Source organism: Methylophilus sp. 42 (assembly GCF_000384155.1).
Classification (GTDB): Bacteria; Pseudomonadota; Gammaproteobacteria; order Burkholderiales; family Methylophilaceae; genus Methylophilus.
Window position 1 is genome coordinate 376,782 of sequence record NZ_KB913031.1, and the last position, 13,431, is coordinate 390,212.

A 13,431-nucleotide genomic window follows, 5' to 3' on the forward strand; every position below is an offset into this window, starting at 1 on the left:
GATAGGCGAGATGCCACATTGCAAAATGTTCAGGTTTAAGTGCTTAGCTGAGTTTATTTAATTGCGTTTGCAGTTTTTCTAAACTGGCACTGAACTCTGCCAGGCGGGCTTTTTCCTGCTCGACCACGGTTGCTGGCGCACGTGCAACAAAGCTTTCGTTGCCCAGTTTACTGTTGGCTTTGGTAATCTCGCCTTGTAAACGTGCAATTTCTTTACCTAAGCGCTCTTTTTCTGCGGCGACGTCAATTTCTACCTTGAGCATCAACTTGAAGTCACTTGCCAGCATGACCGGTGCATCGGCTTCTGGTAAGTCTGCAACGATATCAACGTTTTCCAGTTTGGCCAGCGATTTGAGGTAGGGTGCCAAAGCAGCCAGTTGCTCTGCATCGCCGGCGGCAATCAATGGTACCTTGGCTGCGGGTGAGATGCTCATTTCGCCGCGCAAGCTGCGGCAAGCCTCAACCGCCGTTTTCAGCGTGGCCACCCAGGCTTCCGCCTGCTCATCAATTTTTTCCAGGTCCGCTTTCGGGTAAGCTTGCAGCATGATGCTGTCAGTGCCGCGTGACTTGTCTTTCAGCTCAGTCATCGGCGCGATGGTCTGCCAGATTTCTTCGGTAATAAACGGAATAATCGGGTGCGCTAGGCGCAATATTGTTTCCAGCACGCGTAACAGCGTACGACGCGTTGCGCGTTGCTCGGCCTCGCTGCCGCCCTGGATTTGTACCTTGGCGATTTCCAGGTACCAGTCGCAATATTGGTCCCAGACAAACTCGTAAATGGCTTTGGCCGCGAGGTCGAAGCGGTAGTCATTAAAGGCGCGTTCAACTTCAGCTTCAGTGCGTTGCAGCAGTGAGACGATCCAGCGATCTGCCTGGCTGAACTTGCGGCCACCATCTTCGCAACTTTCCACGCCAAAACCATTGTCCTGGCCTTCTGTGTTCATCAGCACAAAGCGGGTGGCATTCCACAGTTTGTTGCAGAAGTTGCGATAGCCTTCGCAGCGTTGCAGGTCAAATTTGATGTCGCGGCCAGGTGAGGCCAGGCTGGCAAAGGTAAAGCGAAGCGCATCCGTGCCGTAAGCGGCGATGCCTTCCGGGAATTCCTTACGCGTGCGCTTCTCGATCTTCTCGGCATCTTTTGGATTCATCAGGCCGGTGGTGCGCTTTTTCAGTAGCGATTCCAGGTCAATGCCATCAATCAAATCGATCGGGTCCAGCACATTGCCTTTAGACTTGGACATTTTTTGGCCTTCGGCATCGCGGATCAGGCCATGCACGTAGACATGTTTGAACGGAATCTTGCCGGTGATGTGCTTGGTCATCATCACCATACGCGCCACCCAGAAGAAGATAATGTCGAAACCGGTCACCAGCACCGACGATGGCAGGTATTGCTGCAAGGCCTGGTTCTGCGCATCAAGGGCTTCGTCGCCGGTCCAGTCCAGAGTAGAGAACGGCCACAGGGCAGAGGAATACCAGGTGTCCAGCACATCTGCGTCGCGTTTCAGGGCGCCTGTATAGCCATCTTTGGCCGCCAGCGATTGCGCTTCGGCTTCATCGTGCGCCACATAGGTTTTGCCGTCATCGCTATACCAGGCCGGGATTTGATGGCCCCACCACAGCTGGCGAGAGATACACCAGTCCTGGATATTATTCAGCCACTGGTTGTAAGTGTTGACCCAGTTTTCCGGGTAAAACTTGATCTCACCGTTAGCCACTACTTCGAGCGCTTTTTCGGTGATACTTTGACCATCCTCGCCTTTTTTGCTCATGGCCACAAACCACTGGTCAGTCAGCATGGGCTCAATGACCACGTTGGTGCGGTCGCCACGTGGCACTTTCAATTTGTGTTTTTCAACTTTGATCAAAAAGCCACCGGCTTCGAGGTCGGCAACCACTTGCTTACGTGCAGCAAAGCGCTCCAGCCCAATCAGGTTGGCGGGCAAGGCGATCGCGGTTTTGGCGCTACCGTCGGCAGCATACACTTCGGCGGCTGCGGGTACAAAGCCTTGCAGGTTGAGGATAATGATTTTGTCCAGGCCCTGGCGCTGGCCGACCATATTGTCGTTAAAGTCATGCGCAGGCGTCACTTTCACCACGCCGGTGCCAAATTCTTTGTCTACATAGTCATCGGCAATCACCGGGATTTCACGATTGCACAATGGCAGGATGACATTTTTGCCTATCAGGTGGCTGTAGCGATCATCTTCCGGGTTAACCATTACGGCCACGTCACCCAGCATCGTTTCAGGGCGCGTTGTAGCGACAGTCAGTGCGCCTGAGCCATCCGCCAGCGGATAGCTGATGTGCCACATGGCGCCATCTTCTTCCTCTTGCACGACTTCGAGGTCGGACACGGCCGTGCCCAGTTTCACATCCCAGTTCACCAGACGCTTGCCACGGTAAATCAGGCCTTCGTTATACAGGCGTACAAAGGTTTCGGTGACCACTTTGTTCAGGCCTGCATCCATGGTGAAGCGCTCACGGCTCCAGTCGGGCGAGGTACCTAAACGCCGCATTTGCTGAGTGATGGTGCCGCCAGAATACTCTTTCCATTCCCAGACTTTTTCCAGAAACTTTTCGCGGCCCAGATCGTGGCGGCTGACACCTTGGGCATCGAGTTGGCGCTCAACCACAATTTGCGTAGCAATGCCCGCGTGGTCTGTGCCTGGTTGCCACAAGGTATTGTCACCGCGCATGCGGTGGTAGCGGGTTAAGGCATCCATAATGGTCTGGTTAAAGCCGTGGCCCATATGCAGGGTGCCAGTGACGTTAGGCGGCGGCAGCAAAATACAGAAGTTGTCTTGCACTTGCGGATTCATGCCGGCGGCATAAAAGCCTTTGCCTTCCCAAAAGGCATACCATTGGCTTTCAATGGTTTTTGGGTCAAAGGATTTTGCGAGTTCGCGAGGAGTATTGGCGTTTGGGTTAGAAGTATTCATGCGCGGGATTTTACCACAGGCGGGCAGGCCCGCAGCGCAGGTGCAGGCGCTAGTTTGCGTAAACTAAGCTGTCAGTGTCGGCTCGACGGCTTTCCAGTAACGGCTAAAACGCATCAGTTGATGGTCGCTCAATGAAGTATCTGTCAAACCAGGCTCTGCGCGCCACTCAATATTCAGTTCGCCAGCAGCCTGCTTGAGCGCTTGTTGCGGGGTATCCTGGGTAAGGATGCGCCCTTGCGCACGCTGCGCCAATACTTGTCTGGTTTCTCCCAGCCACACTTCTGCCCCTGGCATTTCAGCCAAACAATCCGCCATGAATTGTAGCCGCTTGAGTGGCCAGTGCTGGTATAGCGATGCATCAAATACAAACACGGCAGGCAAATGGAATGCATGCAGTGCGTGCGATGGTGACAGCATTTCATCATGGATCCACACTAGGCTGGCGACGCCTTTCGGTTCGGGTTCAGGCGGGTTCAGGTGGTGTGTGACCGGTTTATCAGCGGCCACGGCATCCGTAAACAGTTGTTGATGCAGTTGCTCATAACTGCCTTCAAACGGGCAGGCGACACGGCATTGCTTGCACCAGGGCTCCCCACCAAATTTGATCAGATTTTCTTTGTTAAACAGATAGGGTTTGTTGCTGAAACTGGAGGCAATCCATTGCCAGGACAGGTGGTTGGACGCGGTATCGCCATCCAGTAATTGGCTTTCAAACCAGTCTGCGGCTTGTCGCCAGTCTATTTTTAGCCAATGGACGACATAGGCTGCAAACCACATGCGTGCATGGTTGTGTACATAACCATGTTGCTGCAATTGACGCACAATTTCATCCATGCACACCAGCCCGGTAAAGCCCTGTGGAATAAAGTCTGGCATGGGTTTCTCACCTAAAGCCACTTTTGGTGACTCCATGGGCTGCATGATCGCTGCGCCAAACCGGTACCATACCTGGCGGAAATAATCGCGATAGCTGAGCTCCGCCGTCAGCTTGTGCGCACGTTTGCCAAAGCGGGTATGAATATCTGCCACGGTTTCCGGCAGCGACAGGCAGCCATGGCGCAAGTAGGGCGAGAGCCCTGTCACCGCGCCTGTGAGTTGATTGCGGCTACGCGCATAGCCTTCCGCATCCACGGCAGATAATTTCTGCAATGCAGCCGCGCGACCGCCTTGCCATGCCTGGGACAAGTCTGGCCCGGTGGCTTGCGGAAAACATTCGCTGATTTGTGCCAGCCGTTCGTAACGGTCAGAGGCAAGCGTTAGACGCGTAGGCGGTTGAGTCATTGCACCATTTTGACACAAGTAGTAATACCATGCCTTCAAATATTCATAGTTGCTCAGGGGCGGTTTATGCAGGCAGGATGCTGGTGGTGAGGCTTGGGCAGGCGGCTGCCTGACCGTGGACTGAATGCCACCGAGTACAATCCACTGATAGACAACACGACTTCTTACATTGGGCGCTTTCAGACACTTAAGTAAACAATTCGATCAGTGTATGGCCTTGCCAGAACCATAGTGCGCCTGCCACTGCCAGAAAGAGAATAGTTAAATGCACGGCACCCCAGTATCGATAGGTATTGCGTAACTTTTGTGGTGATAGGTTGGATAATAGAAATGGTCGGCCATTTTTTGGTGCCCGCATCACATGGACGCCATCTGATGCGCGGATCTCTCTATGTTCTTTCTCGACTTCACGCATAGCCGCCCTGCGTGCTAATTCCCATTCTTTAAAATCAATCTCGCCATTACCATCGAGGTCAAAGCGCTGTAACAATGATTGTTTGTTTTCCTTCCAGGATGCCAGCAAGGCAGCCACATCTGATTTCAAGTCGAGTATGGAGTTAGCGCCGCCTATGGTCGCGAACTCGCCTAAGGCATAAACTGAGTCGCTTCTCAGCAGCTCCTCCACGTATTTATAGCTGCCTTGGTTTACCACCCGGCGATCGGGCGCAATGACTTCTGCATGATCTGGATCGATCACACAGCTGCCCGTGCCATCGCTAATCTCTATCGTACTGTCACTGGTATGATTGCTGACCTGGCGCCAGCCTTTGTCTTCTTTTTCATAGACGCGATAACGGTACCAAATACAACGCGTGTGGCTGTAGGGGCTGATGAGTAGATTGTTGTACGCCATCGCAGTACGTCCATACAATTCAACATAGCCTTGAGCAGCGGAGGCGATGCGTGAGGTCGGTGTATCTGAAATGACGCGACATCTTTGGTAGTTAGCTGCCCAGGCCCAGAGGCTGATGAGGCCAATCAAACTGCAACAGCCTATCCATACTCTTTGATTATGGGCATACACGGCCATCAGCAACAAGGTCAGGTGGCCAACGGATGTGATCGCGTCGTTATCGTGACCGCGTAAAAACTGCAACATAGTACAACTTAACTATTAAAGCGTTTGCCGATATCGATGTCTCGCAGTTCTTCGCTGGCAAAACGCATGAGCTCAAAGCGTGGAAAGTTAAATAGTTTCGCCACTAACAGATCGGGAAACTGTTCGATACGTACGTTGTTGATATTAACACTTTCATTGTAAAACTCACGACGGTCAGCAATGGCGTTCTCTAGCCCGCTGATACGGGATTGCAAATGCAGAAAATTCTCGTTGGCTTTTAATTCAGGATACGCTTCTGCCAGGGCAAACAGATTGCCTAAGCCTGTGCGCAATGCACCTTCGGCTGTCCCCAAGGCGTTTATGTCGTGTGACTGCTGCGCTTTAGACACCTGTGACCTGGCTAACATGACCTTTTCCAGGGTTTCTTGTTCATGCTTCATGTATTGCTTGCAGGTATCAATGAGTTTAGGCAACTCGTCATGACGCTGCTTCAGCAGTATTTCAATATTCGACCAGGCTTTGGCAATGTTGTTTTTAACGCTGACTAAACTGTTATACAGCATGATGATATAAAGCGTTAAAACTGCGAATATGACTAAGGTGACGATCTCCATAATTCTCCTTGTTTGGTAACGATGTTAAACGGATAGTCTAGGGCATGCTAATACAAGCAGCGTGATTGCCATGTATGCAATAGGCAGCAAGAATACGTTCTTTTCTGATAGGATATATTAAAAACAATAGAGAGGTGAGCACCGTGCAACTGGTCTGGAGTTGGGGCGTTATCGGCCTGATTTTATTGTGTCTGGAAATGATGTCCGGTACTTTGTATTTGCTTTGGCCAGGCGTCGCCGCCTTGGTCATGGCATTGTTTTCCTGGTTATTCCCAGCCTTTAGTCTTGCTTGGCAAATCGTCATCTATGCCATTTTTTCCGTATTGGCCGTCGCCATCTGGCGCAAGCGGGAACAAGCCCATCCGGCCCCGCGTGTCGGGCAGGCACAGGGTGAGGAGATCGGTCGTCAGGGCGTGATCACCGTTGCCGTCAGCCCGGCACAGCCAGGCAAAATTCGTTTTAGCCAAGGCGTGATGGGCAGTAAAGAATGGACCGCCTATGCGGACGTAGACATCGCTATCGATCAGCCTGCCAAAATCATGGCAGTGGAAGGCAATGGCTTGCGTGTTGCGCCACTGAGACAACACTAAGCGACACTAGCCCAAGACTTTTGGGGTTGCTGAATGCAGCAGCTCAATATTTTTCACTAGAGGAATACACATGGAAATCAGCATCATCATATTGATATTGGCGATTATTGCCATCGTTAAAGGCGTACGTATTGTGCCGCAGGGCGAGGAGTGGGTAGTTGAGCGCCTAGGCAAGTTTGCTGGCATTTTAGTGCCAGGCTTGCATGTGATTAACCCGATTTTGAGTACAGTCAGTTACAAAGTCACCACCAAGGACATTATTCTGGATGTGCCAGAGCAAGAGGTGATCACGCGCGATAATGCGGTGATTCTGGCCAATGCGGTGGCGTTTATCAAAGTCACTAATATCGAACGTGCCGTCTATGGTATTGAAAACTTCCGCGAAGCCATGCGCAATATGGTGCAAACCAGTTTGCGCTCGATTATTGGCGGCATGGATTTAAACCACGCGTTGACTTCGCGTGACCGCATCAAGGCCGAACTTAAGGAAGCCATTGCCGATGAGGCGCTGGATTGGGGCCTGACGGTGAAAAGCGTCGAGATTCAGGATATCAAACCTTCTGCCAATATGCAGGACGCCATGGAAAGACAAGCCGCTGCCGAGCGTGAGCGTGTGGCGGTGGTGACCGAGGCGGAAGGCGCCAAACAGTCGTTGATTCTGAACGCGGAAGCGCGCCTGGAAGCGGCGCGTAAAGATGCCGAGGCGCAAATGGTGGGTGCTAATGCCTCCGCTGAGGCGATTAAGATGATTGCTGAGGCGGTGAAAGAAAATAATGCTTCAGCGACCTTTCTATTGGGGGATCGCTACATTCAGTCCTTGCAAAAAATGGCTGACTCCAATAACAGTAAAATTGTGGTCATGCCAGGCGATGTCGTCAGCGCCGTGAAAAGCCTGGTAGGCGGCGGTAAATAGTGCTGCAACTAGTGATTTAAAAAATCTTCTTCGGTTGCGCTAGCGCTTATGCTGGCGCAACTGGCATATTTCCTGCATCTCACTGCTCAGAACCATAATTCTAATAAGGAGTAGCAGTGGCTATCCGCGTTGCTTTGCATCACCGCACCAGTTACAAGTTCGACCGCCTGGTCAATCTGTCTCCTCACGAAGTCCGCCTGAAGCCTGCCGCGCATGCACGCACGCCTGTGTTGTCGTATTCACTGAGCGTGAAGCCTGAAAAACACTTTATCAATTGGCAGCAAGACCCTTACGGCAATTACATCGCCCGGTTTGTATTCCCCGAAATGGTGCGCGAACTCGACTTTACGGTCGATTTAGTGGCGGACATGACGGTGATCAATCCGTTTGATTTCTTTGTGGAGAAATATGCTGAACACTTTCCGTTCAATTACACTGAGCAACAGGCGTTTGAGTTAACCGCTTATTTGCAGGCTGAGCCGATGACGCCTTTGTTGCAAGGCTGGATGGCGCACATTCGCCAGCAGGTGGTGCAACCCGGGATTGGCATCGTGGATTTTCTGGTCGCGGTGAATCAGCGTTTGCAAGGCGATATTGGCTATACCGTGCGCATGGAGCCAGGCATTCAAACGCCGGAAGAAACTTTGCAAAAACGCACGGGTTCTTGCAGGGATTCGGCCTGGTTACTGGTACAGATTATGCGCAACCTTGGCCTGGCTGCACGTTTTGTGTCCGGTTACCTGATACAACTTAAAGCCGATGTTGAGGCGCTGGACGGGCCAAGTGGTACGGCAGTGGATTTTACCGACTTGCATGCCTGGACCGAGGTGTTTATTCCTGGCGCCGGTTGGGTCGGCTTGGACCCAACCTCAGGCCTGATGGCTGGCGAGGGGCATATTCCGCTTGCCTGCACCGCATTGCCTTCTTCTGCGGCGCCGGTGGTCGGGTTTACCGATGTCGCTGAAGTCACTTTTCACCACGAGATGTCGGTGACCCGCATTCATGAAGATCCGCGTGTGACCAAGCCGTATAGTGAAGCGGACTGGCAGGCCATTGTGAAGCTCGGCGAGCAGGTCGACAAACAGCTGACCAAAATGGATGTACGCTTGACGCATGGGGGTGAGCCGACCTTTGTGTCGATTGATGATATGGATGGCGCGCAGTGGAATACGCTGGCATTGGGCGAACACAAGCGGCAGTTGGCGGGTGAGCTGGCATCGCGGCTCAAGGCACATTTTGCCCCCAATGGCTTCCTGCATTACGGTCAGGGTAAATGGTATCCCGGTGAGCCTTTGCCGCGCTGGGCGATTAATATCTACTGGCGGCCAGATGGCAAGCCGGTCTGGCGCGATGTCAGCCTGTTTTCTGTTGAGTCAGAGAGTGATGGTTACACCGCCAGGCAGGCGCAGGCCTTTGTCTCGCATTTGGCCGATATCTTGGGTTTTCCGCGTGCCTGTGTGGTGCCTGCTTATGAGGATGTCTGGTCGTTGGCGCAGCAGGAGCAGCAGTTATCGCACAATGTGGATCCGCTCAAAGCTGATTTGACCGATGGCGCTGAACGCAAACGATTGGCCAATGTGCTGAATCAAGGGTTGGGCAAGGTGGTCGGCTATGTGATGCCGTTAAAGCCAGTTGAATCAAAGGCGGCTGGTGAGTGGCTCACCAGTAAGTGGCCGCTGCGGCGCGAACATCTTTATTTATTGGCTGGCGACTCACCGATGGGCTTGCGATTGCCATTGTCTTCATTGCCATGGCAGTTACCTGCTGATGTTGAGCCAGCATTTACCCTGGATTCGTTTGCCGAACAAGCCGCGCTGGGCGATACCAATACGCCCAAAGTCAGGCTTAAACACAAAACCATCCAGCCCAAGGCGCGCGAGGTGATTCACACTGCCTTGTGCGTGCAAGTGCGGCAAGGGCGCCTATATGTCTTTATGCCGCCGGTGACGCGCCTGGAAGACTACCTCGATTTACTCAGTGCAATCGAGCAAACAGCTGCCGACCTCAAGCTTAAATTGTGGCTGGAAGGGTATACGCCACCGCGCCATAGCCGCTTGAAATTACTCAGCGTGACGCCGGATCCTGGCGTCATTGAAGTGAATATCCACCCGGCTAAAAGCTGGGCGGAACTGGTGGCGAATACCGGTACACTGTATGAAGCGGCGCGTGTGTGCAGGTTGGGCACAGAGAAATTTATGCTGGACGGGCGCCATACAGGCACCGGCGGCGGTAACCATGTCACCTTGGGTGGTGAGACGGCGGCAGACAGCCCCATGCTGCGCCGCCCGGATGTGCTGCGCAGTTTGATTACCTACTGGCAGAATCACCCGGCCTTATCTTACCTGTTTTCAGGTACGTTTATTGGTCCTACCAGTCAGGCCCCCCGTGTCGATGAGGCGCGCGACGATAATTTGTATGAATTGGGCATTGCTTTCCAGCAGATGGAAAAAATGCTGACGCCGGGTGAGGAGAGTCAGCAGCCTTGGCTGGTTGACAGGTTACTGCGGCATTTGCTGGTTGATTTAACCGGCAATACGCACCGGGCCGAGTTTTCTATCGACAAACTGTATTCGCCAGATGGACCGACCGGGCGTTTGGGTCTAGTCGAGTTCCGGGCATTTGAAATGCCACCGCACGCGCGCATGAGTTTGCTGCAAAGCTTGTTGTTACGCGCGCTGGTCGCCCGTTTCTGGAAAACACCTTACACCGGTAAATTGGTGCATTGGGGGACTGAGTTGCATGACCGCTGGATGCTGCCCAGTTTTGTGGCGCAGGACATTGCTGATGTGGTGGCTGATTTGCGCGCGGCAGGCTACGCCTTTGAGCAGCGCTGGTTTGAGCCATTTATTGAGTTTCGTTTTCCACGCTATGGTACGGTTGCCTATTACGGTATTGAGCTGGAGTTACGGCAGGCCATAGAGCCTTGGAACGTGCTGGGTGAAGAAGTATCTGGCGGCGGCACGGCACGCTATGTGGATTCGTCTGTCGAACGCATGCAGTTGCGGGTGCGCGGCTTGACGGATGGTCGCCATGTGGTGACCTGTAACGGTCGCCCGCTGCCGCTGCAAGCGACAGGCAATGCCGGGGAATATGTCGCCGGCATCCGCTTCCGTGCCTGGAATCCTTGGTCCGCCTTGCACCCGACGATTCCGGTACAGGCGCCGCTGGTATTCGACCTGGTGGACACTTGGAGTCAAAAGTCGCTGGGGGGATGTACTTACCATGTCTCGCATCCGGGCGGGCGCAATTACAGCACTTTCCCGGTCAATGCCAATGAAGCAGAGGCGCGCCGGTTTGCCCGTTTCTGGGCGCATGGACATACGCCAGGCAAGGTGGATGTGGTAAAAGAGCCACCCAATCCGCGTTTTCCATTCACCCTGGACTTGCGCTGGCAGGCCAATGGTTGAACATCCTGTTACACTGAGTGTCATCTAGATGTATATATTTTGTTAACTAATGGCTTTTGATCGCCCCCTTACCCAGCATGCAATCAGTGCTTAATCAGCTTTATTTTTCTGACCGCTACAACGAACTGTTGGATAGCAACGGCCAGGCGCGCCCACACTGGCAAGCGCTGTTGGCACAGCTTGAGTCCGAAGAGCCAACAGCGATGCGCAAACGCATTGAGGCGGTGCAAAGGCAGGTGCGGGATAACGGCGTGACGTATAACGTCTACGCCGATACGCATGGCGTACAACGTCCGTGGGACCTGGATGTACTACCGCTGATTATTCCGCAGGACGAATGGCAACACATTGCTGCTTCGGTGGCGCAGCGGGCTACTTTGCTTAATCAGGTGTTGCTTGATGTTTATGGCGAGCAGCGTTTATTGGCCAGCGGTCAATTGCCACCCGCCTTGATTTACGGCCATAACGGCTTTTTGCCGTCATGTGTCGGCATACCGCATTACGATAATGTCGCCTTGCATCACTACGCGGTCGATCTTGCGCGTGCGCCCAACGGCCAATGGTGGGTGGTGTCTGACCGTACGCAAGGACCGACGGGTGCGGGCTATGCATTGGAAAACCGCACCATTATTTCAAGTGCTTTTCCAGAGTTGTTCCGTGACTTGAATATTGAGCGGCTGAGCGGCTTTTTTGCCAGCATGCGCGACAGTCTGGCGCACTGGGGACACCGGGTGGCTGATAATCAGGCACAGACTGTCCCTGGCATCACCGCGCTGGGGCAAGGGGAGCCGCCGTTGGTGGTTATTTTGACTCCCGGACCTTATAACGAGACTTATCATGAGCAGTCCTTCCTGGCTGGGTATCTGGGCTATCCACTGGTACAAGGCAGCGACCTCACCGTGCGCAATGGCATTGTCTGGCTAAAAACCATTGCCGGGCTGCGGCCGGTGCATGCCATCTTGCGCCGTATTGATGATGATTATTGTGATCCGCTGGAGTTGAATGCCGACTCATTGCTGGGCGTGGCTGGCCTGACGCAGGCCGCCCGTCTGGGTAATGTGCTGATCGCCAATGCGCTGGGCGCCAATTTGCTGCAATCTGGCGCTTTACTCGGCTTTTTACCCAATTTATGCCAGTCATTGTTAGGTGAAGCGCTGCGTATGCCATCGGTGGGCACCTGGTGGTGTGGTGAACCCGCCGCGCTGGAATATGTGATCCAGCATCTGGATGACCTGGTGATCAAACCAGCTTACCCGCAGGTGCGGTCTTCGCCCATTTTTGGTGAGGACTTGAATCCCAGCCAAAAAGAGTCGTTGATTGAGCGGCTACGGGCGCAGCCTGATCATTATATTGCCCAGGAGCAAGTGGATATTTCGCATGCGCCGGTGCTCACCAGCCACCAGCATCAGCCGCAAATCGGTTCGCTCGCCGTGAGCCTGCGTGTGTATGCGTTTGCCACACCGAATGGTTATGCGATTTTACCCGGCGGCTTGTCCCGGGTTGCCAGTGGCAAGGATGCGCGCGTAGTGACCATGCAGCGTGGTGGTACCAGCAAAGATACCTGGGTGTTGTCACATGATAGCCAGCCGCCATTCAGTCTGTTGCGCAAAACCAATTCCAGCCAGGACTTGGTGCGCGAAAATGCCTATCTCTCGAGCCGCATGGCGGAAAACCTGTTCTGGTATGGTCGCTACTCAGTGCGCAACCTGCAAAAAGCCATGATGTTGCGTGCCACCATCCGGGCTCTGCTTGAGTACACGCCAGAAATGCGCGATGGCGAGTGGGTCACCATGCAAGGTTTGTGTCAGTGGTTTGATTTGCTGCCTTGTGCCGAGGACGAAGAAGACTTGGCCAACTGGCAGCCATGGGCAGATGATGATATTGAACCGCTATTGATCCAGTCCGTCTTTTCACAACAATCCAATAGCTTGGCCACCAGTGTGCAGCAATTATTCCAGCAGGCATTTAACCTGCGTGAGCGTATTTCGAATGACCACTGGCGTACCGTCAATGTGTTGTCGCGCTTATTTATTACCCGTCACCAGCATGCCACCCTGCAAGACGCCTTGTCTTACATTGAGCAGGCCATCAATCATTTTGTCACGCTCACCGGTTTTGCCATGGACTGGATGACGCGTGACCTGGGCTGGCGTTTTATGTCACTCGGGCGGCGTATTGAGCGCTTGCAGTTTATGTGTGTGTTGCTCAGCCGCGCACTGGGCATGCCGCAGCACAGCAACCTGGAGTGGTTGTTGCAAGTGACCAATAACCTGGTGACCTATCGTGCCCGTTACGCGGCACAGCCGGAATGGTTGCCGGTGCTGGACCTGCTGTTGATGGACGACAATAACCCTAATTCTGTGGTGTTCCAGATTAAAGGCCTGGTGAAATATCTGGAAGAAATGGATGCGCAAGATAATGCTGGTGGCATTGCCACCGAGCTCAATGATTGCTGGCAAGCCTTGCTGCAACTGGACCCGGATCAATGCTTTACGGTTGGGAATGCCGCACTGGCCGAGTGGCTTAACCGCACTTATGCCGTCACACTCACCTTGTCAGACCGGCTGAGTCTGCGTTTCTTCAGTTATGCCAGTCCGCTGGTGATCCCGCGTTATTAAGGACTGG

Annotated in this window: 8 protein-coding genes; 4 read left to right on the plus strand and 4 right to left on the minus strand. The window is 53.4% G+C overall.

The genetic code is table 11. From position 1 onward, the window contains the following. Window positions 1–43 precede the first annotated feature (43 nt). The 4 genes from MET42_RS0101740 to MET42_RS0101755 form a co-directional block, all read right to left on the minus strand. Window positions 44–2,941, minus strand: a complete 2,898-nt coding sequence (locus tag MET42_RS0101740; protein WP_019880993.1) for a valine--tRNA ligase — start codon at window positions 2,939–2,941, stop codon at window positions 44–46. A 63-nt stretch (window positions 2,942–3,004) separates the two neighbouring features. Then, window positions 3,005–4,222, minus strand: coding sequence for an FAD-binding domain-containing protein (locus MET42_RS0101745; RefSeq protein WP_019880994.1), 1,218 nt, complete (start codon window positions 4,220–4,222; stop codon window positions 3,005–3,007). Window positions 4,223–4,409: 187 nt separating this feature from the next. Next, window positions 4,410–5,321, minus strand: a complete 912-nt coding sequence (locus MET42_RS0101750; protein WP_019880995.1) for a hypothetical protein — start codon at window positions 5,319–5,321, stop codon at window positions 4,410–4,412. A gap of 8 nt (window positions 5,322–5,329) precedes the next feature. Beyond that, complete coding sequence (locus MET42_RS0101755) at window positions 5,330–5,896, minus strand: LemA family protein (protein ID WP_019880997.1); 567 nt, start codon at window positions 5,894–5,896, stop codon at window positions 5,330–5,332. Window positions 5,897–6,030: 134 nt separating this feature from the next. Here MET42_RS0101755 and MET42_RS0101760 point away from each other — a divergent pair, with 134 nt between their 5' ends. The 4 genes from MET42_RS0101760 to MET42_RS0101775 all read left to right on the plus strand — a co-directional run bounded on the left by MET42_RS0101760 (window position 6,031) and on the right by MET42_RS0101775 (window position 13,424). Next, the gene (locus MET42_RS0101760) at window positions 6,031–6,486 is read left to right on the plus strand and encodes an NfeD family protein (protein WP_019880998.1); all 456 of its coding nucleotides are present in this window, start codon (window positions 6,031–6,033) and stop codon (window positions 6,484–6,486) included. 70 nt (window positions 6,487–6,556) lie between these two features. Next, window positions 6,557–7,399 (plus strand): SPFH domain-containing protein, encoded by an 843-nt coding sequence (locus MET42_RS0101765; RefSeq protein WP_019881000.1) that lies wholly within the window; start codon window positions 6,557–6,559, stop codon window positions 7,397–7,399. Between the two features lie 116 nt (window positions 7,400–7,515). Then, a complete protein-coding gene (locus tag MET42_RS0101770) occupies window positions 7,516–10,806 on the plus strand; it encodes a DUF2126 domain-containing protein (protein ID WP_019881001.1) in 3,291 nt (1,096 codons plus the stop codon). 77 nt (window positions 10,807–10,883) lie between these two features. Beyond that, window positions 10,884–13,424, plus strand: coding sequence for a circularly permuted type 2 ATP-grasp protein (locus MET42_RS0101775; protein ID WP_019881002.1), 2,541 nt, complete (start codon window positions 10,884–10,886; stop codon window positions 13,422–13,424). Window positions 13,425–13,431: the final 7 nt, after the last annotated feature.

Coding starts and splice junctions, on each gene's coding strand:
- MET42_RS0101745 (WP_019880994.1), bottom strand. CDS start 4,222: ATGACTCAACCGCCTACGCGTCTAACGCTTGCCTCTGACCGTTACGAA.
- MET42_RS0101740 (WP_019880993.1), bottom strand. CDS start 2,941: ATGAATACTTCTAACCCAAACGCCAATACTCCTCGCGAACTCGCAAAA.
- MET42_RS0101775 (WP_019881002.1), top strand. CDS start 10,884: ATGCAATCAGTGCTTAATCAGCTTTATTTTTCTGACCGCTACAACGAA.
- MET42_RS0101750 (WP_019880995.1), bottom strand. CDS start 5,321: ATGTTGCAGTTTTTACGCGGTCACGATAACGACGCGATCACATCCGTT.
- MET42_RS0101765 (WP_019881000.1), top strand. CDS start 6,557: ATGGAAATCAGCATCATCATATTGATATTGGCGATTATTGCCATCGTT.
- MET42_RS0101755 (WP_019880997.1), bottom strand. CDS start 5,896: ATGGAGATCGTCACCTTAGTCATATTCGCAGTTTTAACGCTTTATATC.